The following is a 25,945-nucleotide window of genomic DNA, read 5'->3' as shown; positions in this document are numbered from 1 at the left end:
GTGCCGCCTCGGTCCGAGGTGGTCGGAGTACCGCCGCGGTCCGAGACGGACGGAGCGAGTCCCTCAGAGTTCGACGCCGGCGGACTCCATCAGGTCGACGGTGCCGCTCATGTCGCCCAGCTGTGCGAGGTCGACGTCGGGCACGTCGAGTTCGTCGATTCGCGGCAGGTCGCCGACGGGATCGACGCCGGGGGCGAGCGGGTACTCGAACGTCTCGACGGCGAAGTAGGCCTGCGCCTCCGCGGAGAGCAGGTGCCGGACGAAGTTCTCGGCGAGCGTCGGGTCGTTCGCCTGATCGACGACCGCCGCGCCGGCGACGTTGAACGTCGCGCCAGCGTCGCCCTGGGTGAACGCCGTGGCGATCGGGGCGTCGGGGTTGCCGTCGAGGACGCGCTGGATGTAGTAGTGGTTCGTGAACCCGACGTCGATCTCGCCGTCGGCGATCGCCTGGTTGGCGACGAACTCGTCGGGGTAGGTCTGGATGCCCTGATCGAGCATGCCCTCGATCCACTGCCGGGTGGCCTCGTCGCCCTCGAGGATCCGCATCGCGGTGACGAACGCCTGGCAGGAGCCGTAGGTCGGCGCCCAGCCGAAGTCGGCGTCGAGGTCGGGGTAGGCCATGATATCGTCGGGCAGTTCGGACGCGGAGAAGGCGTTCGTGTTGTAGGGGACCGAGCGGGCGCGGCCGGAGGTCCCGATCCACTGGTCGGTGTGGAACTCGGGGCGGACCAGCTCGAGGAGGTCCGAGGAGAGTGCCTGTGTCCGGCCGGACTCTGCGAGCGAGCCCAGGGAGCCGGCGTTGACGGAGTAGAACACGTCTGCAGGGGTGCCAGAGCCCTCGGTGATGATCTGGTTGACCATCTCGCTGGAGCTCCCGCCGTAGCGGACCTCCGCGTGGAAGTCGTCGTACAGCGAGTTGATCGAGTCGATCAGGTCGCCGACGAGGAACTGGTGGCGGCCGGAGTACACCGTGAGTTCGCCCTCGAGGTCGGGCATCGCGGACATCGGCGTACCGTCCTGGCCAAGGCGGGCGCCGGGGCCGGAGCCGATCCAGTTGAACGGCTCGCTGTCGTCGTTCCCGCCGCCGGGGAAGTCGATACAGCCGGCGAGGCCGACGGCGCCGAGCGCGCCGGCGCTCGCGAGGAACGCACGACGGCTCGATCGGCCGTCGCGGTCGTCGGGGGCTCGTCCGATCGGGGAATCGCGTGGGGTGTCGGTCATGATTGGGTGGTGTCGTGGGTGTGGGAGGTGGTCGTCGATTCGCAGGATTGCGGTCTAGTCGTCGGCGGCGACGGGCACCGGCTCGGCTGCCACGGGCTCGATTCGATCGAGGCAGTCCAGCCAGTCGAGCATCGTCTCGCCGACCAGGTTCAGGAACTCGCCGTTGCGCCACTGGGAGTAGTCGCCGGTGGCGAGTTCGTGACCCATCGCCTCGAAGACGGCCGCGAAGGACTCGGGCGAGGGGACCGCGGCGGCGTCACGATCGATCGACCCCTCCGAGATGGCTGCCGGTTCCACGTCGTCGACCAGCTCCCAGACGTGCTCGTTGAGTTCCAGGCCAGCGACCTCGTTGTGGAGGTCGTCGAACGTCGAGCGCGGCGCCTTGTTGTGTTCACAGAGCGGCTGGCCGTTGTAGATCCGGGCGCCCAGCAGGTCGCAGGCGCGCTTGAGGAAGACGCCGCTCCAGATGTCGTCGAAGCGACCGACGGCCCACTCGTTGTCGTCCATCGGTAGCTGGTAGAAGGCCGGGATGACCTCGCGGCGGAAGCCGAGGTTCATCGAGCAGACGGTGAGGTAGTTCCCGTCGGCGGCGACGAAGTCCTCGCCGAAGTCCGAGAACTCGGTCCGTGTCTGGGCCTGGCCCTCGAGGTCGCCGTCCATCAGGATCCGGACGGCGTCGAGGTCCGGGACGTTCGTCCAGAGGCCCTGGGAGGCGACGACGGTGTCGACGTGGGCGGTGTCGGTCTCTACCGTCTCGTGCATCGCGGAGTAGGGGTAGCCACGGGGGTAGAGGCCGTGCTCGTCGGCGTTCTGGTAGAGGACGTTGACCCACTGCTCGTCGGAGGACACTTCCTCTACCTCACCCTCGAAGGCGAGATTTGCGAGGTGCTGGCCGAAGAAGTCCCACTCCTCGTGGGGCAGCGTGTCGTCGTCGACGAACACGCCGTACTCGAACTGGGGGTTCGCCCACATGTACAGCAGGCCGAAGCTCGTCTGGGCGTGACTGGCCTCGGGAATGAGATCCTCGTACTCGGAAATGCCCTGCTCTGCGAACCACGCCTCGCGGGCGGTGCCGTCGAAGACCTCGCCCGAGACCCCGAGGTCGTCGAGCATCGCCCGCATCGCGTCGGTGTCACAGAAGTCCTCGGTGACGAGGACGACGTGGAGCCGGTCGGTGTCGAACCCGTGCTGGTGGGCGTTCTCGACGTACGCCTCCAGACACTCGTACTCGCGGATCGTGGGGACGATCACGCAGACGTCCGGTTGCATTGTCAGCCTATCTTTTAGGCCAACCTAAAAGGTTGCCGGTTCGCGTCGAATCGCCCGTCTCGGACGCCGAAGAGCGGTGGAGGACGAGTCCGGCGAGCGCGCCGCCCGCCAGGGTGACGCCGTTCTTCAGCGCGTGGTCGAGCAACGCGGCCGCGAGGGCCAGGGAGCCAGCGATGGGCGAGAGCGCGACGACGGTCGCGGCGAAGGCACCCTCGTAGAGCCCGACGCCACCCTGCGTAAGCGGCAGGACCTTCGCGAGGTTGCCCGCACAGACGGCGAGGGTGCCGACCGCGAGGAGTGCGAGCGGGTCGGGGTTCGCGACGGCGGCAAGGACGAGGACCGCGGTGACCGCGTCGAGCGCCCAGATCGCGACGCTACCGAGGCCGACGGCGGCGAGGGCGCGGGGGCGACGGACGAGCACCGCGAGGTTCGAGGCGGCGGTCGCGACGCCGTCGCGCAGCCGATCGGGAAGCAGGTCGAGCGCCGCGCTGCTGGAGCGGTACGCGAGGACGGCGCCGGCAGCGAGCAGCAGTCCGATCCCGGCCGCCGCTCCCGAAAACAGGGCCACCGGGAGGTCGAGCGATCGCAGCCCGTCGAACACCGGCGCCGCGTCGCCCGCGAGGACGAGCCACGCGAGCGCGACGCCGCCGAGCGCGCCGATCGCGAGCAGGTCGAACGCCCGCTCGACGGCGAGGGACGCGACGCCGGTCGCGTAGGCCACGGCGCGGCGGCGCTTCAGGACGACCGCGCGGACGGCGTCGCCGCCACGGGCGGGGATCGCGAGGTTCGCGGTCTGGCTCAGGAGGACCGCACTCGTGAGGAAGCCGGTGCGAAGCCGGCGGTCCATCGGCGCGAGCACGTCGCCGTAGCGCCGGCCGCGAAGGGGCCAAGAAAGGGCGTAGACGAGGATCGCTGCAGCGAGGAGCAGCGGGTCGGCGGCGCGGATGGCGTCGACGGCTTCGCCGAGGTCGACGGTTCGGGCCGCAACGAGTCCGCCGAGGACCAGGACGGCGATCGTCCCGAGAATCGGCAGCCGGCGCCGGGAGCTACCGGGCTCCGACGGCTCCGGTTCGGGCGCTGGCTGCGCTTGCATGGTGTCGGCTCACGGCTACGGAAAGTTAAGCCCACCTAAAACTCGTGGGGCGGTGGGCGAACGGTAACGACGGTAGACCGCTCGGGAGCGCTCTCTAGTTCCGGTGCCGCTCGGAAACGTGCCTCGCGTCCAATCCTACCCGGACGCGTTGCGGAGGAGCACTTGATCGCGGCGTTCGAGGGCGATGCGCGCTGGTGAACCGAGCGTTGGTACGTACAGCGGTGTGGCAGACGCACGCCTCACTCCTCATGGTCCGTCGAGACGTCCTGCCACGACGACTCGCCGAAGAACGACTGCAGCGCCATCAGGGCGCCCACGTACGTGCCGAAGGCGACGACGAGGAACGGGACAACGAGTGCCACAATGATACTTCCCAGTGAGGTGCCTGCGATTGCCTGGAGGGCAGTCATATCGGTCGATAGCGGACATTCTTGCATAATATTGTCGGAATCGAGCACAACCAGTTTTCGGCTGTGACGCCCAGAAGTGACCACTCCGTGCCTCGTTTGCAAGACGACTGCTAGAAACGATCGCCACTTAAGGAATCGAACGAGGCCGCTCCTCCGGATTACAGCTCCTCGATCAACTGCCGCGTCGCCCGCCGGATCGCGTCGTCGCTCGATCGAGTCGGCTCCCAGCCCAGCGCGCTCAGCTTCTCGACCGAGAGGCACATCTTCGGCACGTCGCCCTTCCAGCCCCGCTCGCCGCCGGTGTAGCTGTACGCGGGGTCGACGCCCAGTTCCTCCGCGACGATCGCGGCGATCCGATCGACCGAGGTCGTGGTCCGGGTGCCGAGGTTGAACGTGTTGACCGGGTCGTTCGCCCGCGCGACGGCGTGTGCCATCCCGTCGAGGCAGTCGCCGACGGTGAGGTAGGACTTCTCCTGGCGGCCGTCGCCCAGAATTTCGAGCGTCGAGGGGTCGGCCTGGAGCTTCTCGATGAAGTCCGGGACGACTGCGCCCCGCAACCGGGGGCCGACGACGTTGGCGAAGCGGAACGTCCACGCGTCGAACGCTCCCGCGTGGGCCCGCGCGGAGAGGAGTCCCTCGTCGGCGAGTTTGCCCGCACCGTAGGCGCTGATCGGTTCGAGCGGCGCGTAGTCCTCCGGGGTCGGGCGTGGGGCCTCGCCGTACACCGTCGAGGAGGAGGTGAAGACGAACCGCTCGGCGTCGGCGGCTTCGGCGGCCGCGACGACGTGCTGGGTCATTCTGGTGTTCCGTGCGTACTGCTCGATCGGTTCGTCGTTGTCGACGTACTTGTCGGCCGCGAGGTGGTAGACGTCGGCTCCGGTCGGGAGGACGGCTACCAGATCGTCGACTGCACCGGGCGCAGCGAGGTCGAATTCCTGGAGGGCCGCCGCGTCTGGGACCCACTCCCTGTTCCCGCCGCGGAGGTCGTCGACGACGGTGACGTCGGCGCCGTCGTCGAGGAGTCGCTCGACGAGGTGCGAGCCGAGGAAGCCCGCGCCGCCGGTGACGACTGCGTCGCCGTCTGGGAACGACACGATGTGGCCCCCGTCGGGGAGCACGCCGGGGCGTCGGTCGGATCCGGGCGAGGCGTCGGACATGGCGAGAGCGTGGGCGACTCCGGGGAAAACGATTCCGGGTCGGCACGACGAGTGGCGCCCCGTCGTCGGCCGTCACGAGTACCGGCGTTCCTGACGGCCATCGGTGGAATTAGGTGGCTTCCCTCGGTTGGTGGGGGCGATGGAAGCGGCGCTCTGGTACGTGTTGACGGGCACGCGCGGGGGCACCAACCGGGTGCGCCTCCTGCGTGCCATGGACGAACGTCCACGCAACGCGAACCAGCTCGCCGACGACCTCGACCTCGACTACAAGACGGTTCGACACCACCTCGAGGTGCTGGTGGACAACGGGGTCGTGGAGAACAGCGGCGACGACTACGGCGCGGTCTACCTCCCGACGGACAGCGCCCGGCATCACTGGGACACGATCGAGGAGATCATGGAACAGGTGGACGAGTCATGACTGAACATACGACACAGGTACCGTACCGGCCGCTCACTGCGGTTGTGGGCCGCTCTTGGAACGAATTTGGGAAAGTGGTTATCCCTGCCCGGCGGAAAGGAGGGGTACGATGAGTGTGTGGTTCGACGTCGCGCGGCTCTCCGCGGGCGTCAACGTCGTCCTCCTCGCCGTCCTCCTCGCGATCTGGGGCCGGAACTACTACGAGCTGCGCTCCAAGCACGCGCTCGGCTTCACCGTCTTCGGCCTGTTCCTGCTGGCGGAGAACGCGACCTCGCTCTACATGTACGTGTTCCACGGGGTGCTCGCGGACTGGTTCGCGAGCAGCGCCGTCCCGCCGCTGGCCTGGAAGTGGATGATGGCGCTGCACGTCCTCGAGACGGTCGGGATCGCCTTCCTGGTCTGGATCACCTGGGATTGACCAGCCCGATCCTGGTCGTCGCCGCACCTGTTCCTCCGGTCGTTCTCCGCTCGCGTCGCCTCGGGTTCACGGGAGCCCACGCTCTCTCGGCTCGGATCGGGCGGGTACCAGCCGGGACCGACGCCGTCTGTTTATATGCGTAACTGGTATGCACCCGGGTCGTGGCTCGCGAGCACGGAAGCGGCAAAACCCACTGACGGAGCGAACTTTGGGGACGAAATTGGGTGAGACTCCGGGCCCAGTTCGGCAAATCCCCTTTAGGTAGTTCGTGGTCGCACTGTGTATGCCACGCAGCCTACCGGCACTGGCAATGGTTGTGGTACTCGTGATGGCGGCCATCGCGGGTGCCGCGACCGTCAGCGCGAGCACGACTACGACCAGCGCACAGGACGGGATGGACGCTGCGAGCGTCTCCTTCTCGAACCAGACGAGCGGCGGCACGACGGTCACTGTCGACGAAGTGACTCTACCCGAGGGCGGGTTCGTCACGATCCACGACGACTCGCTGACCGACGGCGACACGTTCGGCAGCGTCGTCGGCACGAGCGGCTACCTCGCTGCCGGCACGCACGAGAACGTGACAGTGACCCTCGAGTCCGGTCAGGCCTCCGGCACCTACCACGCCATGGCCCACCAGGACACGAACGGTGACCGCGCGTACTCCTTCGTGGCGAGCAACGGCGAGGCGGACGGCCCCTACACGATGGACGGAAACATCGTCATGGATGCCGCCGAAGTGACCGCGACCGCGACCGTTACGGCGAGCGACCAGCCGACGACCGGCGACTCGCTCATCGTCGACCGCGTCGAACTCGCCGAGGGCGGGTTCGTCACGGTCCACGACAGCTCGCTCGCAGACGGCGACGTCTTCCCGAGCATCCGCGGCACGAGCGCGTACCTCCCCGCCGGCGTCCACGAGGACGTCCGGGTCCAGCTCGATTCCCCGCTGAACGAGTCCGACCAGGTGTTCTACATGGCCCACCAGGACACCGACGGTGACGAGAACTACACCTTCGCAGCGAGCGAGGGCGAAGCGGACGGTCCCTACACTGACGCTGCCGGCGAGATCGTGATGGCGCCTGCACAGGCCACGGTCTCGACCACGGCATCCTCCACCTTCGACGCCCAGACGACGGGCGGTAACCACGTGGTCGTCGACTCCGTCTTCCTCCCCGAGGGCGGCTTCGTCACCATGCACGACTCGTCGCTCGGTGACGGCGAGGTCTTCGCGAGCATCCGCGGCACGAGCGAGTTCCTCGCGCCCGGCCTGCACCGCGACGTGACCGTGCTGCTGAACGACTCCCTGTCGGCCAACGACACGCTGTTCGCGATGGCCCACCAGGACACCGACGGCGACGAGACCTACACCTTCCCCGAGGGCGAGGGCGGCGAGGACGGTCCCTACACGAACGAGAACGGCGACATCGTGATGGACGACGGCACGGTGTCCGTCGCGGCCTCGGTCGACTTCGCCGCCCATAGTAGCGACGGGACGACCGTCACGGTCGAGCGCGTCGACCTCTCGGAGGGCGGCTTCGTCACGATCCACGACGAGACGCTGACCAACGGCTCGGTCTTCGGCAGCGTCCGCGGCACGAGCGAGTACCTCGAGCCTGGCGTCCACACGGACGTGACGATCACGCTCGACGAGCCAGTCGACGAGAGCCACACGTTCTACGCGATGGCTCACCAGGACACCGACGGCGACGAGACCTACACGTTCCTCGAGAGCGAGGGCGAGAACGACGGGCCGTACACCGCCGGCGGCAGCATCGTCATGACGGCCGCGATGGTCGACGTTCCGGCCCATGTCACGATCGGTGACCAGACGGCCGAGAACGGCGAGACGATCACGGTCGACGCCGTGACGCTGCAGAACGGCGGCTTCGTGACGATCCACGACGCGACGCTCGCCGACGGCGCAGTCTTCGACAGCGTCCGCGGCACCAGCTCGTACCTCGGCCCCGGCACGCACACGGACGTCGAGATCACGCTGACCACGCCCCTCGAGGAGAGCGGGAGCGTGTTCGCGATGGCCCACTACGACACCGACGGCGACGAGGCGTACACCTTCCTCGAGAGCGAGGGTGCCGCCGATGGCCCCTACGTCGCGAACGGCGCGCCGCTGATGGGCAGCGCCGCGATCGAAGTGCCGTCCGACGACGGTGACGGCAGCTCTGACGGCGGCGCGGACGACGGCAGCAGTGACGGCGACGACGGTTCCGGTGACGGGATGGACGACGGCAACATGGACGACGGGTCCGACGCCGATGACTCCGGCAGCTCCGACGGCTCCCCCGGGTTCGGGATCGCCGTCGCGCTGGTCGCACTGCTGGGCGCCGCACTGCTGGCCCGCCGCCGGGACTGAATCGCCGCTGCGACTGAATCGCCCCGTTCGATCACTCCCCCGGCGGTCATTTTTCGCGGCACGCGCTACGCCGACAGCGGCAGCCCTGGCGTCGACAGCAACTGCTCCGGCGCCGACAACGACAGCGCCGGCGCCGACAACGACAGCGCCGGCGCCGACAAACCCGATCGTACCCGGGCCTGCAGCGCGTTCGGTCGGGGAAGCGTTCGATCGGCCGATCGGACGTGGGGACCAGCTAAGCCGAGCGTATCGTGACGCGGAACTGATGAGACCATCGGCGAGCTGGAGCAGTTCCGGAAGTAAACCGGCTTGGACGGACCTAACACCGCGTTACGCGTCGATACTTCGCGAATAGCAATCCGTCGGGTGGCCGATGTGTTTCGTGCTATGTCGGACCCACCAGACGATCGACCGGCGATGCCAGAACTCGACCGGCGCTCCGTCGTCGGCGCGCTCGCGGCGGGGATCGGCCTCAGCGCGCTCGGCGGCACGGTCGTGACCGCACAGGACGACGGCAACGAGACGAACGGGAACGGCACGGACGGCGACGGGATGGACGGCGCGACGATGGTCGATCCCCTCTTCGGGTTCCCAGCAGCCTCCGCCGACGTCGAGCCGCCCGTCGAGGTCGACCACGAGGTCGCACTCGACACGATCGAACGCGAACAGCCGGGCGTCCCGATCCCGGAGTTCGTCTTCGATCCTGTCGGCCTGGCCGTAGACCCGGGCGACACCGTCCAGTTCTCGCTGGCCTCGCCACACCACACGATCAGCTCGTATCACCCCGAACTGGGCTACACCCAGCGGGTCCCCGACGGCGTCGGCCCGATCTCCTCGCCGGTGCTCTGGACCGACTCGTACTTCCTGTACACCTTCGAGGAGCCCGGCGTCTACGACCTCTTCTGTTTCCCACACGAGTTCGCGGGCATGGTGATCCGGATCGTCGTCGGCGAGGCGAGCGGCCCGGCGACGGAGGCGCCACCGGAAGCCGAGTGGGGCGAAGCAATCCCCAGCCCAGAATCGCCGATCCCACCGCAGGGACTCGCCGCGACGGTGCTCCGAGAGTCCGCCCTCGATCCGGAGACGATCGCCGACCAGGGCAGCGTCGCGTGGAGCGACCTCCCCGCGGAGAGCAAGACGCTGCCCCCCGAGTACTTCGACCCGTCGGACCCGGGGGCGACGACCGCTGCACTGAGCGCCGCGGACCAGGGCGTCTTCACCGAGGCCAGCGGCTGCGCTCGCGTCGTCCCGACGCCGGTCGGCCTCTTCTGGGAACTCCTGGTCGAGGACGTGGAGGGCGTCACGCAGGCCCACATTCACGAAGGCGGGGCGGACGTCGCCGGTCCCGTCGTCGCCCCGCTCGTCGTATTCAACGACGAACTCGACGGGAGCGGCGACGGCGAACTGGCGGACGCACTCCCGGAGGAGCCCATCGTGGAGTCCGGGTTCGTCGCCGACCCCGAACTCGCCCAGGCGGTGGGCGAAACGCCGTCGAACTACTACGTCAACGTCCACACCACGCAGCATCCCGGCGGCGAGATCAGAGGGCAACTGCGCCGGACGACGCCGATGGCGGAACGGCGTGGCGGCGGAGCGCCCGAGGGCGATGGCCCCGTGGACGAGGAAGATGCCGACGACAATGGAGGGGACGATCAAGACGACGGGGGAGCGGACGGACCACCGGACGACGGTGACGGGCCGCCGGAGGGGCCACCCGACGACGGCGCCGGGAACGAAACCGCGCCCGACGGTAACGTGAGTGAACCGGAGGGAAACGCGAGTGCGCCCGGGGAGAACGCGACTGAACCGGGCAACGAGACCACGGTCGATGGCAACGACACGATCGGAAACGACACCATCGGCAACGAGACGATGGGCAACGACACCGTGGATAACGACATGATGGACAACGCTACGAACGACACGGGGTGACCCTCCGTCCCGTTCAGATACGACGAACGGTGGCTGTATCCATCGAGCGGTAACAGGTGACCCGAGTAGGCTGTGAGAGACTGTCACTGTATCGATCACCTTGCGCGGCGGCCTCGACCCATAGGATCGCATTGCCCCACATCGTGGCGTCCTACTCCGTCGCCGTCGTCGGCATAACACCTGCGTACCCATTCGAACTCGGGCGAACGGTGTACCGGGTTTAATCCGTGCCCGATAGTCCCTCCTCCCGTCGAGGGAGGCTCCTCGGCGAACTTCCGATGGAACAGCACCCCTGGCAGGAGCCACAGCGCTCCGCGACGACCGGCGCAGCGCCGCCGACGCCCGGCAGTCGCACAGGCGGTACCGTCCCCACGGATCGCGTATCCTCGTACATCCCTATGCAGCAACAACCCACGCAGCAGTCCCAGCAGTATCGACAGCAGTACGCACAGCAGCCCCAGCAGCAAGCCCAGCAGTTCCCGCAGCAACAGCCGTCACAGCAGCAGGCTCCGCAGCAGTCACAGCAGCAGATGCCCCAGCAGCAAACTCCTCAGCAGCAATCTCCGCAACAGCAAATACCTCAGCAGCCGGTCCAACACGTGCCGCAGGGGCAGCTCCCACAACAGCCGTCCCAACAGGGGATCCCCCAGCAACAGATTCCACAGCAGCAGTCGGCCCAGCAGGTGCCTCAGCAGCACGGAGCCTCCACGCAGGGAGCCCTCCACCAGCAGGCTCCACAGCAACAGCTGCCACAGCAGGGGCTCGGCCAGCAGCAACCGTTCCAGCAGCAGTACCCACGACAGCAGAGTTCAACGCAGCACGTGACGGGCGGTCAGGCGCCCCAGCAGGGTAGCCAGCACCAGGGCATCGGGCAGAGCGGCCAGCAGCCCGCGTCGCAGTCGCCACAGCAGGGCTATCAGCAGCTCCAGCAGGGGCAACCACGGCAGCAGCCGTCCCAGTACCCCCAGGAGTCCCAGCAGCAGATGGGACGCCAGTCGGGACAGCTCCAGACCCAGCGGTACGGGCGACAGCGAGCACAGCCGACCGGGGTGGGATCGCAGCCCAGCCAGATCGGACAGCAGGGAACGGCTGGTTTCGCCCAGCAGAGCCAGCAGCCTGGCGCCGCGCAGCAGTACGGCGGCCAGCAGATGGCCGGCGGAGGCACGGGCATGGAGTCGATGCAGCCGTTCCTCGAGCAGGCCAACGACGTCGCCCAGCGGTTCGCGGAACTCGGGCAGGCCTTCCAGCAGGCGCAACTGGCACCGATCGCGTCGTGGCTGCAAGCCACGGGGATGCTCCAACCGACGACCGGCACCGAGCGTACGGGCGGTTTCGGACAGCCCAAGACCGGCCAGTGGGCCCAGCAATCATGAGCCAGCCCCGCGATGCCTGGTGGCCGACCGGGCAGCTCCGGACAGCGAGCCGCCTCGGCCAGCAATCAGCCGGCAGCGCGATGCCAGCACAGGCGCAGTTCGCGGGGCAGGCCGCGGCGGCAAGCGCCGGTCCGCAACCGCCCATGGGCCAGCCCAGTGGCATCGACGAGCCGACAGCGGCCGGGCAGCCGTCCGTCGTCGTACCGCCGATCGACGTCTACGAGACGGCCGACGAGGTCCTGATCCACGTAGATACGCCCGGCTTCGAGGAGGACGAGATCGAGCTACGGGCCGACGAGCAGACCCTCCTCGTCACCGCCGTCCGCGAGCAGGAGCCCGAGGAAGGACGCTCGCCGCTCCTGCTGGAACGGCCGACCCACCTCGAACGGGTCGTGCAGATCCCGCCCGGTGCCGACGTCGAGGGCGCGAAAGCGACCCACGACGACGGCGTCTGCACGGTGACGATCCCGAAAACCGAGTCGCGCCGTCGCCGGACGATCGCGTTCCAGTAGCGGCGGTCGCTTCCCGCTGACACACGGTCCCTCCACGCCGCAGTCGGTCGGCACGGTGCGGAACGACGCCGGCCGGGTCGGCGCCTCCCAATCGTGCGCGATCAGGCGGTCTGATCGCCCACGCGACGCTTCGGCCCTCCACCCGTTGCAATCCGCCGTTCGAGCGTTTCGTTCGGCTCCGTTCCCCCGTTCGGCTCCGTTCCCCCGTTCGAGCGGTTCGCTCCGTTCGGGACTTTCGTTCTGTCGGTCGGAGCGCTTCGGTTCATCATTCCGAGCGCTTCGTTCAGTCGTTCGGATGCTTCGACCCACGTACGAGCCCGGTACGTACCACGTATATACCATATTTCAATCACTATCTGCCTCTCCAAACTCCCGATCCGTAGTAAGCCGAGAAACACGGTGCAGGGAGCGGTATCTGCCGCGAGACGTTCGGCTGTATTGCCGCCGATTACCGAGGACGGCGTGTGGTAACTGTCACCTAAAGATTCAAATAGCGTCCGCCGTGAGAGATGGTATGCACACGGGAGACAGGTCGGGGGCCACGACGCCAGTCGGCCCCCGGGGAAGCAACTGGGGTCGGCAGTACCGGCTCGTCTCCGAGCTCCGACGGCCGGGCGAGCGGCTCTCGATCCCCGACCGCGCCGAGAACGTCTCGGTCGACGTGCTCTCCACCCAGATGGTCCGGGTCACCTACCTCTCGCCGCTCTACGAAGTCTCGTTCGAGGACGACGCCGAGGAGGACAGTGGCGCGGACCCACGGTACTTCGGTTGAGACCGGGAGCGAGGAGTGGTCCGACCTACTCGAAGACGCCCGCCGAGAGGTATCGCTCCCCGCTGTCGGGGAAGATCGTCACGACGAGCGGGCAGTCGTCGTACGCGTCGGTCTCGTGCGCCGCGTCGGGATCGCGCTTGGCATCGCGAGCATTCGTCGCGTCGGTGGCACCATTCGCGCCGTTCGAATTCGACGCGCCGCCATCGGAGCGCGTGCCGTCGCCTACGGCCTGGTCGGCCGATCGGGCTCCCGCTGGCGGGCACTCGAGGCTCGGCTCCGCGATCCGTTCGGCGACCTGTCGCGCCGCGAGGCTCGCCGCACCCGAGGACTGGCCCACCAGAATGCCTTCCTCGCGGGCGAGTCGGCGGCACTCCGCCTCGGCAGCCTCCAGTTCGACGGTGACGACGTCGTCGAGGAGGTCCACGTCGAGGTTCTCGCTGACGAAGCCCGGACCCATCCCCTGGAAGGCATCGTCGCCGGCTGGGTCGCCGGAGAGGACGGCGTTGTCTGCGGGCTCGACGGCGACGATCTCGACGTCGGGGAACGCCTCCCGGAGCCGCCGGCCGACGCCGGTGATCGTGCCGCCGGTGCCGACGCCCGCGACGAAGGCGTCGATCTCGCGGCCCTCGACCTGGTCGAGGATCTCCGGGCCAGTCGACTCGTAGTGGGACTGCGGGTTCGCGGGATTGCGGAACTGCTCGAGGAGGACTGCGCCCTCCTCGGCGATCGCCTCGGCGCGCTCGCGAGCGGCCGAGATGTCACCGTCGACGAGTTCGATCTCTGCGCCGTAGGCCCGCATCAACTGACGGCGTTCCTTGGACTTGGAGGCCGGCATCACGATCGAGATGTCGTAGCCGCGGGCGGCGGCGACCAGCGAGAGGCCGATGCCGGTGTTGCCGCTGGTCGGCTCGACGATCCGGTCGCCGGGCTCGAGTTCGCCGGCGCGCTCGGCCGCGCGGATCATCCAGAGCGCGGGCCGGTCCTTGGCGGAGCCGCCCGGGTTCGCGGACTCGAGCTTCGCGGCCACGGTCGCCCCCTCGGGAGCGTCGACCTGCACGAGCGGCGAGCCCAGCGTCTCCAGCACGCTCCGGTGCATACTCCGCCGTAACAGGGACGGGCCTTTACGGGTATCGACAGTGGCAGCGCTGGCAGGCGTCGGGGGTTCGGCAGACGTGCAGCACTCGAGCCCCGCACCTGTCCCTCCGGACCCACCTTCTTGACCCAGGCCTGCATATTGGGGGGCATGTACCAGCGGATCCTCCTCCCGACGGACGGCAGCGAGAGCGCTCACGCCGCCCTCGATCACGCCCTGGACATCGCCCGCCAGTACGACGCCGAACTCCACGTCCTCCACGTCGTCTCCGCCGCCTACGCCGAGGGCGGGCCGGGCCACGCGACCGCCGTGGAAGCGCTCGAGGAACACGGCGAAGAGACGTTCGAGCGAATCCGCGAGCGCACCGAGGCGCTCGACGTCGAGACGGCCTGCGAACAGCGCCACGGCGAACCCCACGCCGTCATCGTCGAGTACGCGGACGACGCCGACTGCGACCTGACGGTAATGGGCACGCACGGCCGGACCGGCCTCCAGCGCTACCTCCTCGGGAGCGTGACCGAGAAGGTCGTCCGGACTTCCGACGTCCCGGTGCTCACCGTGCGTCATGGCGGCTCCGGGGAGTAAGACCTCGTTACCGCCGCCGGGCCACCAGCCGAGCGGCAGGTTCGACCACTTGAGACAGGGTTAAGCGGCGCAGATGCCAACGAACGCCAATGAGTCTCGACACGATGCAGCCCACGCCGACGTGGGACCCCGACAGCCACGAGGCGACGGTGGAGACGTTCGAAGCGATCGCCGACGAGATCACGGTGAAGGTCTGGGGCGGCGACTGGTGCAAGGACTGCCGCGCCGCACTGCCGGACTTCGCCGCCGCGCTCGACGCCGCGGGCGTTCCCGAGGCGTCCATCGAGCAGTACCCCGTCGAGAAGGCCGAGGACGGCAGCAAGGTCGGCCCCGGCGTCGAGGACTACGGGATCGAGTACATCCCGACGATCGTCGTCGAGCGCGACGGCGAGGAACTGGTGCGCTTCGTCGAGAGCGAGGACGTTCCAGCCGCGATCTGGCTCGCCGATCGGCTGCGAGAGTCCGAACAGGTCGCGTGAACCGGAACGGATAGTTCACCTGTTTCGCTTCCTCGGAAACCTCCACCCAGTCGTGCCTGTGAGGGTGTAACAGGTCGCAAAACCGGGTTGACCACGTCGGCGCGCGCTGGCGTTCGGCCGCGAGCCCCAAAGCGGGCGAGCGGCCGTCGCCAGCTAGCGTGCGAGGGCCGAGCAGCGCAGCGGTGAGCGAAGCGAGCCCGAGCAGCGCAGAAGGGTGGGGAGGATTGAGGCTGCAGTAAGCAATGTCCGTGAGCGCCGGAGGCGCGAGCGGTTCACCGCGCCGAGCAGCGTGAGGCGCGGCCTTTTTGGTCCAGATTTTTTTCGAGGAGGGTTCCCGCAAGTCGCGCAGAGCGCGACCGAGGAAACCCGACGAGAAAAAAGGTCCTCTTAGTGGATCGTCGTGTGGTCGCTCTCCTCGTTGAGCGCGAGGTTGGCAGCGATCTCGGCGTTTCGCATGGCGTACTCCGCAGTCTGACCGAGGCTGACGAGCACCTCTCGCACCTGCAAGAGGTCCTCGTTGTCCATCTCCGGGAGGTCGTCGAGGATCTCGCTCTCGCGATCCCGGAGTTCCTGGAACCGCTCGCGAACTTCTATCGTGCGATTGTAGTCTCGCTCGACGGCGGCCTGGACGGCGATTTCGGTGATCTCGTCGACCTGGTCGGTGAACTCGCGGATGCGCCGCATCGCGGCGTCGTCGATGGCGAGCTGGTTGTCCTCGGCGTCGAGGACGATCTCGGCGATGTCCTCGGCGTTGTCCGCCGTCAGTTCGAGGTTCTTCGCGATCGAGCGGTAGCCGATCAGCGGGAAGCCCGAGTCGAGGTCGACCGCGCGGGCGAGGTTGGGGTTCTGGTAGGCGGTGAAGATCAATCGCAGGAGGAGCACGAAGATCTTGTTCGCCTGGCGCTCCCGGTTGAGCGCGCGCTCGGCGAGGTCGGGGTTCCCGCGAGCCAGCGCCTTGACGGCCTCGCCGCGCATCGTCGAGCCGGTCGATTCGAGGCGTTCGAGCAGATTGTCGAGCGTGAAGTCCTCCGGATCGACCGAGCACCGGATCGCGATCGATTCGGGCGTCTCCTCGATCACGCCCAGGCCCATCAGTTGCGTCTCCGCGCGGTACACGGCGTTGATCGTCTCCGAATCCAGCGCGCCCTCGGTCTGCTCGACGCGAATCACGCGGCGGCCGAGCACGTACTGCGCGACGATGGCGCGCTCGACGGCGTCCGCGCCGAGGTCGTCCGCGTGGATGATCGCCTCGGATTCCTCGCCGCTCGCGGACTCGGGCAACACGGTGAGGGTGCCCTTCCCGCTGGTCCGGAGCGAGACCTCGTCCCCTTTCTCGACGTTGTGCTCCCCGGCCCACTCCGCCGGCAACGTCATCGCGAGGGTGGAGGGCCCGAGTCGCTGCACTTTCCTCGTTTCCATGTGAGGCCATTACGTGCAAGGAGACCTTAGTCTTGACTATACGTATGCTATTACTCTCGGAAGTGTTAATACGATAGTGCAGGATCCGATTCGGCAAACGGACGCACGGCTCGCGCGGACCATCGGGGGTGGATCGGACAGCAATCGGCGCGAAACGCAACTCGCGTCAGCCGCCGAGTCGACGGCGACAAACAGGTCGACCACTCGACGGCGACGGGTAGTTCCGTTCAGCGACCGCGACGGGTGGTTCCGTTCCGCGATGAGTTGCTCAGTTACTCGACTGCGACGACCCGATCGGTCACTCGACGGCGACGAGGCGGTGTTCGACGCGTCCGACGCGAACCTTTCGCCAGCCGCGGAGCGACTCGTCGAGGTCGGGATCGTCTGTGTCGACGCGGAGCACCCCGACGCCGTCGAGTTTGCGACGGGAGCCGACGACGGCGAGGTCGGCGGCCCGGATCACGTCCGGCGCGATCTGCTGGTTGCCGCGGCCGAAGAGGAACCCCTGGCCGCCGATCGGCGAGACGACCACGACGACGTCAGCCGCGGCCGCATCGGTGCCGTCGTCAGCCGCGGCCTCGTCGTCTGGCGAGTCGGCAGCCTCCCCGATCGTCGCGGCGCGAATCTCGTCCGCGCTCCCATCGCGAACGAGCAGTTCGCCCTCGGGCGGCGCGTCGGCACTCGGCGGCCGATCGAACGGCTCGGGGGCTCGCCAGACGTCGACGCCGAGCGGCGAGCCGTCGATCCCGAGCGCGTCCTCGATCGCGCCGACCGTGCTCCCCGGGCCGAAGACGTAGGTCGTTCCGGGGGTGAGGTCGGCGAGGAACCCCTCGACGAGCCCCTCGACGCTGCCGCCGCCGAGCTGTTTGCTCGCCTGGACGCCCTCCGCGACCGGGACCGGTCGGACGGCGCGGAGTTCCGTCTCGACAGCGCCCTCCCGGTACGCGTCCTCGTCGATGTCGTTGATCTCACGGTCCTCGACGTGCTCGTACTCCGCGGCGATCCGGCCTGCCTCCCGTGGCGTCACCGCGAAGACGGAGGAGTAGACCTTGACGCCCGCCGGAACGCCGAGCATCGGCGTCGATTCGTCGGGTTCGGAGACGGCATCGCCAGCGACAGCCTCGGCGGCGTCCAGCGCTTTTGCTACGTCGACGGCCGTCCCGTCACCGCCGACGAACAGCACGAGGTCGACGCCGCGGTCGACGAGTGCCGTGACCACCGCCCGCGTGTCGTCGGCGGTCGTCGAAGCAGGGGCTTCCGTCGCCACGGGATCGACGTCTCCGACGACGACGGGGGTGAATCCCGCCGCCTTCGTAGCGGCGGCACCCATCTCGCCTGGACCGGCGAAGACGCTGGCGTCGGGGGCACGTTCGGCGAACGCAGCCATCGCTTCGGCGGCGCGTTCCGGTGCGCGGGGTTCCGCACCGCGTTCCCTGGCGGCCTCGACCTTCCCGTCGGTGCCCTTCAGGCCGACCCGACCGCCCATGCCGGCGACCGGATTCACGACGAGGCCGAGGCGCATGGGCCCGCTTGAACCCCACGTCACAAAGCCCGTCCGGAATCCTTAGGCACCGGCCGCGGAAACGTCCAGTCATGACACAGTCGCTGCCGCTCGAGTCCAGCCTGCCGACGACGGAAACCGCGCTCGTCGTGCTCGGCCTCGCGATCCTCGTCACGCTGCTCTGGCTGCTCGCCTTCTACCGGTAGCCGTCCAGAGAGCGAGCGGGCCGACCCGTCGCGAGGCGTTCCAGGACTCAGTCCGCTCGCCAGGACCAGCCGGGCTCCCAGTCGAGCAGCCGCTCGGCCTTCGCGGTCGTCACGAGCGGGTCGGTGCCCGTGATCGGTTCCCGACGCTCGGCGTGGTCGAAGAATTCTTCGACGAGTCGCTCGCTGTCGGTGCGGACGCAGGTGTCGCTGGCGACGGCCCAGAACCGCTCGTGGCCGTCGATGTCGGCCTCTAGTGCCCGTCGGGCGACCGACGCGGCGTCCTTGAGGTGGAGGTACGAGAAGAGGACGTCCCGAGTCGTGCGCGATCGCTCGCCGCGCATCGCGGCAAGATCGGTCGACCACTCCTCGAACGCGGACCGAAGGTCGTCGCCGTCTGCCACCCAGGGGTAGCGCAGCGACGCGATCGTCGGGCCGTCGGGACGGCGCGCGACGCCGTCGGCGGTGACCTCCATCGCGTGCTTCGCGACGGCGTAGGGATCCCGCGGGGTGACCGGGTGTTCCTCGTCGACCGGGAGATACTCGACTTCGATCTTCGCGTCCTGAAAGGCTGCGCCCATCACGTTCACGCTGGAGGGAACGACGACCCGGCCGATTCCCAGGGCCTCGGCGGCCTCCAGCACGTGGTAGGCCGACTGGACGTTCGACCGGTAGGTCTCGTGGCCGGGGTTGCGCGACGGACTCGGGATCGTCCCCATGTGGATCGCTGCGTCGACGCCGGTTCGAGCGAGCGACCCGTAGACGGCGCCGGCGTCGAGCAGATCGATCGACTGGTACTCGTCGGAGACCGCCTCCCGTCGCTTCCCGCGAGCGAGGTTCACGGTCTCGTAGCCGTGGTCGGCCAACTCCCGGAGGATCGCCTCGCCGATGTTCCCGTTCCCTCCGGTGACGGCGACCCGCTGGACTGCCATAGTCGGATGTCGCTCACCCGGCGGTTATACCTGCTGGGCGCAGGAGCGGCGACGCCACCGAGCCGTCGCGCCAGCGGTCGGCGGCGTCCTCGCAGTCCGGTCCCTGGAGACCGGCGACGTCGTACCGTGGGTCGGCTCAGTGATGCAACGCCCCGAGCGAGACGCTCTTCACGCCGTACTTCTCGCAGGCGCCACGAGCCCGATCCGACGTGAACTCGTACAGGGGGTTCTCGCGAACCTCCACGACGTCGAGGCCCACGGCTTCGATCGCCTCGCGGTACGTGTTGATCTGCATGGCGCCGCCGATGCAGGCCGCCCAGAGGTCGGCGTCCGTCTTGATGCTGTCCGGCATCGTCGTCTCGCTGATGATGTCGGAGATCGCCAGTCTGCCGCCGGAGCGGAGCACGCGGTTCGCTTCCGCGAAGACGGTCCCCTTCTCAGGGGAGAGGTTGATGACGCCGTTGGAGAGCACGACGTCGAATCCCTCCTCGTCGACCGGAAGCAGTTCCCAGACGTCCCGAAGCCGTCGTGTCGTCTCGAGGTCGTCGAGCAGGGACACGATCGAGTCGGCCACGAACTCGCCCAGTGGCGTCGCTTCGAAGCGATCGCCGTCGCGCTCGACCCACTCACGGTGCGCCATCGCCGTCAGCGTCCGTCCGACCGTCGTGCGCGAAACGTCCGCGAGGGCCTCGAGCTCTCGCCTGCTCTTCGGCCCGTCTGCGAGGGCCGCGAGTACCGCGACACGGTGATCGGTTCGGGCGAGAAACTCTGCGTCACCGAGCGACGACGCTGCCCGGCCGGATGGTGCGCCACCCGGTAGCATACGACAAAATACATCGTCCGGCGTCTTAGCGCTTCGGTACACCAGGGCGGCGTCGCCGACCCGGTGGGTCCTCACTCCCTGACGACCGTCACCGGAACCGGCGAGAGTTCGATGAGCCCCCGGGCGACGCTGCCAAGCATCTCGCGACGCCGTTCGCTCACCATCCTGTGGCCGACGATGACGCCGTCGATCCCCTCGCGGGTCTCGACGTACTGGGCGATCGCGTCGTCGGCGTCGCCGTACAGCAACACGTCCTCGACCTCGAACGGAACGGCCTCCCGGGCCTCCTCGAGGACCTCCTCGCCGCGGTTCTCGGCGTCCTCGATCCCCTCGAGGACGAGGGACTTCTCGCCCTCCGAGCGGGTCGAGATCGGCCCCTCGCCCGCCTGCTCGTACACCTTCGGCTCGACGACGTGGACGACCGTCAGCGATCCGTCCGTGGCGTCCACCAGGTCCGCAGCGTGTTCGAGTGCGCGATCACTCTGCTCGGACCCGTCGACGCAGACGACGAAGTGCATGCTTTGTGGTACGCTGGCAAGTGCAAAGACGATTTGGACGGCTATCGGTCGGCGAGAAACTGAAAACGGCGTGCGGTAGAAAAACGTCCGCGAGCGACCGATAGGGAGCGAGCGGTTCGCCGGCGGCGAGCGAGTGCGGTCTGCGAGCGAGCCGCCGGTCTTTTTTGGCGGAGATTTTTTCGAGGAGTGGTTCCCGCAGCGAGCGTCAGCGAGCGAGGAAACCCGACGAGAAAAAAGGTCCTCTTACATCGCGCCGCCCATGCCACCCATACCGCCCATGCCGCCCATGCCGCCGCCGGGACCGCCAGCGCCCTCGTCCTCTTCGCCTTCGGTGGAGAGGTCGCCGGCGGAGATGATGTCGTCGATCTTCAGCACGAGGTTCGCGGACTCGGTGGCAGCGGAGACGGCCTGCTGCTTGGCGTGGGCCGGCTCCGCGACGCCGGCGTCGAACGTGTCGACGACGTCGCCGGAGAAGACGTTCAGGCCGGCGCGGACGTCACCGTCGTCGTGAGCCGCGCGGAGGTCGACGAGGGTGTCGATGGGGTCGAGCCCGGAGTTCTCCGCGAGCACGCGGGGGACGAGTTCGAGCGCGTCGGCGAACGCCTCGACGGCGAGCTGCTCGCGGCCGGAGACGGAGTCGGCGTAGTCGCGCAGGCGTCGGGCGACCTCGACCTCGGTCGCGCCGCCGCCGGCGAGCACGCGGCCGTCGGAGACGGTCTGGGCAACGACCTCGAGAGCGTCGGAGACGCCGCGCTCGAGTTCGTCGACGACGTGATCGGTGGAGCCACGCAGGAGGAGGGTGACGCCGTGGGACTCGCCGGAGCCCGTCACGTGGAACGCCTCGTCCTCGCTGTCGCGGACGACGTCGCCGTGGCCGAGCGCGTCGGCCGTGGCGTCGTCGAGATCGGAGACGATCGAGGCGCCGAGCACCTCACGCAGGAACTCGACGTCCGACTTCTTCACGCGGCGGACCGCGAGGATGCCCTCCTTCGCGAGGTAGTGCTGGGCGAGGTCGTCGATGCCCTTCTGGCAGAGCACGACGTCCGCGCCAGTGTCGGCGATCTGGTCGACCATCTCCTTGAGCTGCTCCTCCTCGCGGTCGAGGAACTGCTGGAGTTTGTCGGGGTCGGAGACGTTGACGGAGGTGTCGACGTCGGTCTCCTCGACCTCGATCGGGGAGTCCAGCAGGAGAATGTTGGCGTCCTCGACCTCGGTCGGCATGTTGTCGTGGACGGGGTCCTTGTCCACGATGGCACCCTCGAGGAGTGCGGACTCGTCGGCGGCAGAGCCAGTCTGGGTCTCCGTCTTGAGGAACTCGAGGTCGACGACGTTCGAGCCGTCGTCGGCCTCGATCGTGACGGCCTGGACCGCGCGGACGATGAGGTCGGCGAGGTGCTCCTTGTTGAGCTCCGCGCCCTTGCCGGTCATCGACGTCTCGGCGACGGAGCGCAGCAGGTCCTCGTCGCCGGGGTCGACTTCCAGGGCCACGTCGTCGATCTCGGCGCGGGCCTGCTCGCTGGCGAGGTGGAAGCCCTTGATGATCGCGGTCGGGTGGATGTCCTGCTCGAGGAGGTCCTCGGCGTTCTTGAGGAGTTCACCCGCGATCGCGACGGCGGTCGTCGTGCCGTCGCCGGCCTCGTCCTCCTGGGTCTCTGCGACCTCGACGATCATCTCCGCCGTCGGGTTGTCGATGTCCATCTCCTGGAGGATGGTGACGCCGTCGTTCGTGACGGTGACGTCGCCCATCGAGGAGACGAGCATCTTGTCCATTCCCTTCGGGCCGAGTGTGGAGCGGACGGCCTCCGCGACGGCCTGCGCGGCGGCGATGTTGTAGTCCTGCGCGTCCTCGTCCTTGACGCGCTGGGAGTCCTCCGACATGACGATCATCGGCTGTCCCTGTTGCATTCGCTGACTCATAGACGGTCGAGAGTGAGGTAGTGCTTCTATAAAAATGTGACGAACAACCGTGACCACGCGGGCCTGGCCGAGTCGACGCTCGAACGGCCCCAATCGCCCGATAGGAGCCCACTGCGGCGGATCGACACCGACTGTGGACGACTCACACGACTGCGAATCCCGCCGCCAGCGGAACAGATTTAAATACCACATGGTCCAGCGGGCGACCGTCGCCGCCGGCACTCTGGCGAGAAGCCATTTTACCGGGAAGCGACGTCGCGATCGATCCTCGATTCACCCGCTCACCGGTTCGAGGAGGTCCGGGCTGTCGTTGCTCGGATCGTTGACGGCCCTCGAGACGCGGTATGCCTGGAAGTCGGGTGCAGCGAAGGGCTGGAGGAGGTCGGCCCGCTCCTCGGGGTCGTCAGCGTCGAGCCACTCCCGTTCTCGGTCTCGTGGGAAGATTACCGGCATCCGGTCGTGGAGGTCGGCGACCGGGCCGGTGGAATCCGTGGTGAGGATCGCGACCGTCTCGCGGACCTCCGTCCGCGGTTCGTCGGCAGCGTCGGCCGCGGTTTCGCCACCTGCGAAGTCGTCGAGCCCCGTCTGCTGGACCGGCCCCTCCCAGCGCTCCCAGATCCCGGCCATCGCGAACAGTCGGTCGTCCTCGAACGCGATGCGGTAGGGCTGGCGGCTGCCCCGGTCGCCGGTCCACTCGTAGAAGCCGTCCGCGGGGACGAGGCAGCGGCGACGTCGGACCGCAGTCCGGAAGGAGGGTTTGTCCTCGACCGTCTCGGCGCGAGCATTGACGTACCCGTGCTCGCTGGGGTCGTCGGCCCAGCTCGGCAGCAGGCCCCAGGTGCGGAACTGGAGCTGCTCGGGGGCGTCGTTGCCGATCACGGGCACGGACTGGCTCGGCGCGACGTTGTACCGCGGCGCGTACTCCGCGGGGACGTCCACCGAGAAGCGCTCGCCGAGTTCGCCCGCGTTCGCGAAGATCGTGAAGCGACCGCACATAACCGGTACTTGGGTTCGGGCGTGGAAAAGTGCGCTGCGTGGTGGAACGTAGTGTTGGGCGAGAACGGAGGAAGCACGCATGCAAACCGCCCGGAAGCCCCCTCCCGCTCGACGAGTAGGCGAAGTAAGCAGCGCAGCCGAGCGAAGCGAGGCGAGGAGCGCAGCGAGCGTACGTCGTCCAGCGGCCGGGGGCTTCCCGGCGGTTCGCTGCAGTTCTCGATCGAACAGCAGATCGATCAACACATCCAACGAAACCACGTCGCGTTCGCCCCTGCCAGAACCCTTTTTAAGTTTCTCGGCGATCCGAACGCATGGATTCGCGTACGATTGGGGTCCAGAGCGTCGTGTTCGGGGACCGCAAGCTCTCGGCAGTCCTCGACGAACTGGACGACGCCGACGTCGACGTACTGGAGCTCTGGGGGGACCACCTCTCGCCGAACGACCACGGCGCGACCGTGGCGGCGAGCGTCGCGGCGCTGAAAGCGACGATGGTCGACGTTCGAGGCTACGGCGTCGTCGACGTCGAGGAGCCCGAGGACGTCGAGGACCACGTCGCGTTCGCCGATCGCCTCGAGGCCGACTACGTCACGGTGAACTACCCGCCGATGCGCGACGACGTGACGGCCGAACTCCTCGAGCAGGCGGAGGCCTACGACGTCGACGTCGCGATTCACAACTACTCCTCGGTCCACCACGACGACACCTCGCAGGTCTTCTCCTCGCTCGCGGAGGTCCAGGACGTGCTGGAGCGGAACCCGCACGACCGACTGGGCGCCTGCGTGGACACCGGCCACTTCCTCGTCGAGGACGTGGATCCCGCGGACGTGATCGAGTCGCTCGGGGACCGGATCGTCACCGTGCACCTGAAGGACACCAGCGAAGCCGCGATCGAGGACGTGCCGGGCGCCGGCGAACTCGAACTCGAGACCGTGCTCGACCTGCTCGACGCCCACGCCGATCCGGACGTGCCGCTGATCGTCGAGTACGAACTCGATCCCGAGGAGGCGGTGGCCGACCTCCGAGAGGCAGTGGCGAACGTCGAGCGCGCGCTGGCGTCCCGACCGTAGCTCCGGCGGCGTCACACCCGCCGACGATCCGGGGGCAATGTCGGCACCCCACCGCAGTACTACGGTTCCCGGCTCCTTGGAATCGGATCCGTCGTTCCTGGCACCACGAGAGTTTTAATCCCGCACGTGCGACGTGTATCCGACCGTGACCACCCTCGTGGTCTGTCTCGATCGCACGGACGACGTCGGCGCCACCACCGGCATCCAGACGCCCGTCGCGGGCTGGGAGGCCGTCCAGGCGCTGGTGACAGACGTCGGACTCGCCGACCCCGAGGACGCGAGCGTGAACTCGATCCTGGAGGCACTGCGGATCACCCGCGAACTGCGGGACGACGGCGAGAACGCCGTGGTCGCCGTCGTCTCGGGAACGCCCGATTCGATGGTGACTGCGGACCGGACCGTCGCTGGCCAGCTCGACGACCTCGTCGCGGAGTACGATCCCGACTCGGCGATCGTCGTCACCGACAGCGCCGAGGACGAACGCCTCGTCCCGATCGTCGAGAGCCGCGTCCCCGTCGACTCCGTCGATCGCGTGGTCGTTCGGCAGGCCAGGGACCTCGAATCGACCTACTACCTGATGAAGCAGTTCCTCGCCGACGAAGAGCTACGCCAGACGACGCTGGTCCCGCTGGGGACCGCGCTGCTCGTCTTCCCGGCGCTGGCGGTGTTCGCCGGCCCCGCGGTGGCGGCCGCGACGATCGCGACCGTGATCGGCCTCTTCCTCCTCTACAAGGGCCTCGGCGTCGACGAACTCCTCGCGCGCGCGGCCCGGCAGGCCCAGAACGCGCTCTACTCCGGACAGGTCTCCGTCGTCACCTACGTCGTCGCTGCTGGGCTCACCCTCGTGGGCGTGTTCGCCGGTGCGCTCGGCATCTCCGCCCAGCCCGAGACCGAGGGCGTTCTCTTGCCGGTGATGCGCTTCGCCTACGACGCCGTACCGTGGCTCGCGATGGCCGCGCTCACCGCCTCCACGGGCCGGCTGCTCGACGAGGTCCTCCGGGACGACGGGATCCGGACGTCCTACCTCAATCTGCCCTTCGTCGCGCTCGCCGTCGCCCTGGTCGTCCGCGGGTTCTCGGCGTACTTCCTCGAGGAGGCCGGGACGCTGGGGCCACTCGAGATCCCCCGGCTCGAACTCGGCGTCCTGACCGTCGAGCCGTTCGTCCTCGAGGCCGGCCAGCGCCTCGCGCTCTACGTGGTCTCGGGCGTCGTCGTGAGCCTGATCGGCGTCCGGATCGCGGCGTACCTCGGCGGGGGCGACTTCCCCGGCGTGGACCTCGAAGCTGCGCCGGACGGCGGCGACGGGACGGCGGATCGCGACGGCGACGCCGAGAGCGAGACGGGTTGAGGTGGCTGCGGAGCCCCACAGTAACACCGCGGATCTAGCCGAGTGACACTGTGGAGCGACACAGGTGACGCTGCGGAGCGACACAGGTGACGCCGCCCTTCCACCCCGGCGCCTGGCC

25 protein-coding genes are annotated in these 25,945 nt (G+C 68.3%); 11 read left to right on the top strand and 14 right to left on the bottom strand.

The window, feature by feature from the left end; genetic code table 11:
• Positions 1-63: 63 nt before the first annotated feature.
• The 5 genes from L593_RS09180 to L593_RS09165 all read right to left on the bottom strand — a co-directional run bounded on the left by L593_RS09180 (position 64) and on the right by L593_RS09165 (position 5,087).
• Complete coding sequence (locus L593_RS09180; RefSeq protein WP_020446682.1) at positions 64-1,221, bottom strand: extracellular solute-binding protein; 1,158 nt, start codon at positions 1,219-1,221, stop codon at positions 64-66.
• A gap of 54 nt (positions 1,222-1,275) precedes the next feature.
• Positions 1,276-2,490 (bottom strand): hypothetical protein, encoded by a 1,215-nt coding sequence (locus L593_RS09175; RefSeq protein ID WP_020446681.1) that lies wholly within the window; start codon positions 2,488-2,490, stop codon positions 1,276-1,278.
• 7 nt (positions 2,491-2,497) lie between these two features.
• On the bottom strand, positions 2,498-3,583 hold the full coding sequence (locus L593_RS09170; RefSeq protein ID WP_020446680.1) for a lysylphosphatidylglycerol synthase transmembrane domain-containing protein: 1,086 nt from the start codon (positions 3,581-3,583) through the stop codon (positions 2,498-2,500).
• A gap of 239 nt (positions 3,584-3,822) precedes the next feature.
• Entirely contained in the window at positions 3,823-3,993 is a 171-nt protein-coding gene (locus L593_RS16015) for a hypothetical protein (protein WP_187292612.1), read from the bottom strand.
• A 158-nt stretch (positions 3,994-4,151) separates the two neighbouring features.
• On the bottom strand, positions 4,152-5,087 hold the full coding sequence (locus tag L593_RS09165; protein WP_049894419.1) for an NAD-dependent epimerase/dehydratase family protein: 936 nt from the start codon (positions 5,085-5,087) through the stop codon (positions 4,152-4,154).
• Between the two features lie 202 nt (positions 5,088-5,289).
• Between L593_RS09165 and L593_RS09160 the strand changes: the two genes are divergently transcribed.
• The 4 genes from L593_RS09160 to L593_RS09145 all read left to right on the top strand — a co-directional run bounded on the left by L593_RS09160 (position 5,290) and on the right by L593_RS09145 (position 10,289).
• Positions 5,290-5,571, top strand: coding sequence for a winged helix-turn-helix domain-containing protein (locus L593_RS09160; protein WP_020446678.1), 282 nt, complete (start codon positions 5,290-5,292; stop codon positions 5,569-5,571).
• Between the two features lie 109 nt (positions 5,572-5,680).
• On the top strand, positions 5,681-5,989 hold the full coding sequence (locus L593_RS09155; RefSeq protein ID WP_049894020.1) for a hypothetical protein: 309 nt from the start codon (positions 5,681-5,683) through the stop codon (positions 5,987-5,989).
• 310 nt (positions 5,990-6,299) lie between these two features.
• Positions 6,300-8,357, top strand: coding sequence for a PGF-CTERM sorting domain-containing protein (locus L593_RS09150; RefSeq protein ID WP_394296466.1), 2,058 nt, complete (start codon positions 6,300-6,302; stop codon positions 8,355-8,357).
• 387 nt (positions 8,358-8,744) lie between these two features.
• Positions 8,745-10,289, top strand: coding sequence for a CHRD domain-containing protein (locus tag L593_RS09145; RefSeq protein ID WP_020446675.1), 1,545 nt, complete (start codon positions 8,745-8,747; stop codon positions 10,287-10,289).
• A gap of 518 nt (positions 10,290-10,807) precedes the next feature.
• Here L593_RS09145 and L593_RS15655 read toward each other — a convergent pair.
• Positions 10,808-11,065: a hypothetical protein gene (locus L593_RS15655; protein ID WP_144060740.1), complete on the bottom strand. Its 258-nt coding sequence runs from the start codon at positions 11,063-11,065 to the stop codon at positions 10,808-10,810.
• A gap of 45 nt (positions 11,066-11,110) precedes the next feature.
• Here L593_RS15655 and L593_RS15650 point away from each other — a divergent pair, with 45 nt between their 5' ends.
• From L593_RS15650 to L593_RS09130, 3 genes are all read left to right on the top strand, one after another.
• Positions 11,111-11,662 (top strand): hypothetical protein, encoded by a 552-nt coding sequence (locus tag L593_RS15650; protein ID WP_144060739.1) that lies wholly within the window; start codon positions 11,111-11,113, stop codon positions 11,660-11,662.
• Positions 11,659-12,174 carry an Hsp20/alpha crystallin family protein gene (locus tag L593_RS09135; RefSeq protein ID WP_081638686.1) on the top strand — a complete coding sequence of 172 codons (516 nt, stop codon included), beginning with the start codon at positions 11,659-11,661 and terminating at the stop codon, positions 12,172-12,174. Before L593_RS15650 ends, L593_RS09135 begins: the two co-directional genes overlap by 4 nt.
• Positions 12,175-12,688: 514 nt before the next feature.
• Positions 12,689-12,946 carry a hypothetical protein gene (locus L593_RS09130; RefSeq protein ID WP_020446672.1) on the top strand — a complete coding sequence of 86 codons (258 nt, stop codon included), beginning with the start codon at positions 12,689-12,691 and terminating at the stop codon, positions 12,944-12,946.
• 25 nt (positions 12,947-12,971) lie between these two features.
• Here the strand turns inward: L593_RS09130 and L593_RS09125 are convergent, their stop codons facing one another.
• On the bottom strand, positions 12,972-14,042 hold the full coding sequence (locus L593_RS09125) for a PLP-dependent cysteine synthase family protein (RefSeq protein ID WP_020446671.1): 1,071 nt from the start codon (positions 14,040-14,042) through the stop codon (positions 12,972-12,974).
• A 147-nt stretch (positions 14,043-14,189) separates the two neighbouring features.
• Between L593_RS09125 and L593_RS09120 the strand changes: the two genes are divergently transcribed.
• Both L593_RS09120 and L593_RS09115 read left to right on the top strand, forming a co-directional pair.
• Positions 14,190-14,624 (top strand): universal stress protein, encoded by a 435-nt coding sequence (locus tag L593_RS09120; protein WP_020446670.1) that lies wholly within the window; start codon positions 14,190-14,192, stop codon positions 14,622-14,624.
• An 89-nt stretch (positions 14,625-14,713) separates the two neighbouring features.
• Positions 14,714-15,103, top strand: coding sequence for a thioredoxin family protein (locus tag L593_RS09115; protein WP_020446669.1), 390 nt, complete (start codon positions 14,714-14,716; stop codon positions 15,101-15,103).
• Between the two features lie 387 nt (positions 15,104-15,490).
• On the opposite strand, the gene L593_RS09110 is transcribed toward L593_RS09115, so the two are convergent.
• The 7 genes from L593_RS09110 to L593_RS09080 form a co-directional block, all read right to left on the bottom strand.
• Positions 15,491-16,522, bottom strand: coding sequence for a phosphate uptake regulator PhoU (locus tag L593_RS09110; protein ID WP_020446668.1), 1,032 nt, complete (start codon positions 16,520-16,522; stop codon positions 15,491-15,493).
• Between the two features lie 298 nt (positions 16,523-16,820).
• Complete coding sequence (locus L593_RS09105) at positions 16,821-18,044, bottom strand: ATP-NAD kinase family protein (RefSeq protein ID WP_020446667.1); 1,224 nt, start codon at positions 18,042-18,044, stop codon at positions 16,821-16,823.
• Positions 18,045-18,276: 232 nt separating this feature from the next.
• Positions 18,277-19,158 (bottom strand): NAD(P)-dependent oxidoreductase, encoded by an 882-nt coding sequence (locus tag L593_RS09100; protein ID WP_020446666.1) that lies wholly within the window; start codon positions 19,156-19,158, stop codon positions 18,277-18,279.
• 136 nt (positions 19,159-19,294) lie between these two features.
• Positions 19,295-19,981: a methyltransferase domain-containing protein gene (locus L593_RS15355; protein ID WP_020446665.1), complete on the bottom strand. Its 687-nt coding sequence runs from the start codon at positions 19,979-19,981 to the stop codon at positions 19,295-19,297.
• A gap of 71 nt (positions 19,982-20,052) precedes the next feature.
• Positions 20,053-20,499, bottom strand: coding sequence for a universal stress protein (locus L593_RS09090; RefSeq protein WP_020446664.1), 447 nt, complete (start codon positions 20,497-20,499; stop codon positions 20,053-20,055).
• A gap of 243 nt (positions 20,500-20,742) precedes the next feature.
• Entirely contained in the window at positions 20,743-22,404 is a 1,662-nt protein-coding gene (thsB, locus tag L593_RS09085; RefSeq protein ID WP_020446663.1) for a thermosome subunit beta, read from the bottom strand.
• A gap of 285 nt (positions 22,405-22,689) precedes the next feature.
• Positions 22,690-23,412: an SOS response-associated peptidase gene (locus L593_RS09080; protein ID WP_020446662.1), complete on the bottom strand. Its 723-nt coding sequence runs from the start codon at positions 23,410-23,412 to the stop codon at positions 22,690-22,692.
• A gap of 311 nt (positions 23,413-23,723) precedes the next feature.
• Here L593_RS09080 and L593_RS09075 point away from each other — a divergent pair, with 311 nt between their 5' ends.
• Both L593_RS09075 and L593_RS09070 read left to right on the top strand, forming a co-directional pair.
• Complete coding sequence (locus L593_RS09075; RefSeq protein ID WP_020446661.1) at positions 23,724-24,479, top strand: sugar phosphate isomerase/epimerase; 756 nt, start codon at positions 23,724-23,726, stop codon at positions 24,477-24,479.
• Between the two features lie 145 nt (positions 24,480-24,624).
• Complete coding sequence (locus L593_RS09070; RefSeq protein WP_081638769.1) at positions 24,625-25,827, top strand: DUF373 family protein; 1,203 nt, start codon at positions 24,625-24,627, stop codon at positions 25,825-25,827.
• Positions 25,828-25,945 lie beyond the last annotated feature (118 nt).

The sequence above is a fragment of the Salinarchaeum sp. Harcht-Bsk1 genome (assembly GCF_000403645.1).
Lineage (GTDB): Archaea > Halobacteriota > Halobacteria > Halobacteriales > Salinarchaeaceae > Salinarchaeum.
The sequence above is the reverse complement of the archived record's forward strand: the minus strand, read 5'-3'. Positions and strand labels throughout refer to the sequence as shown.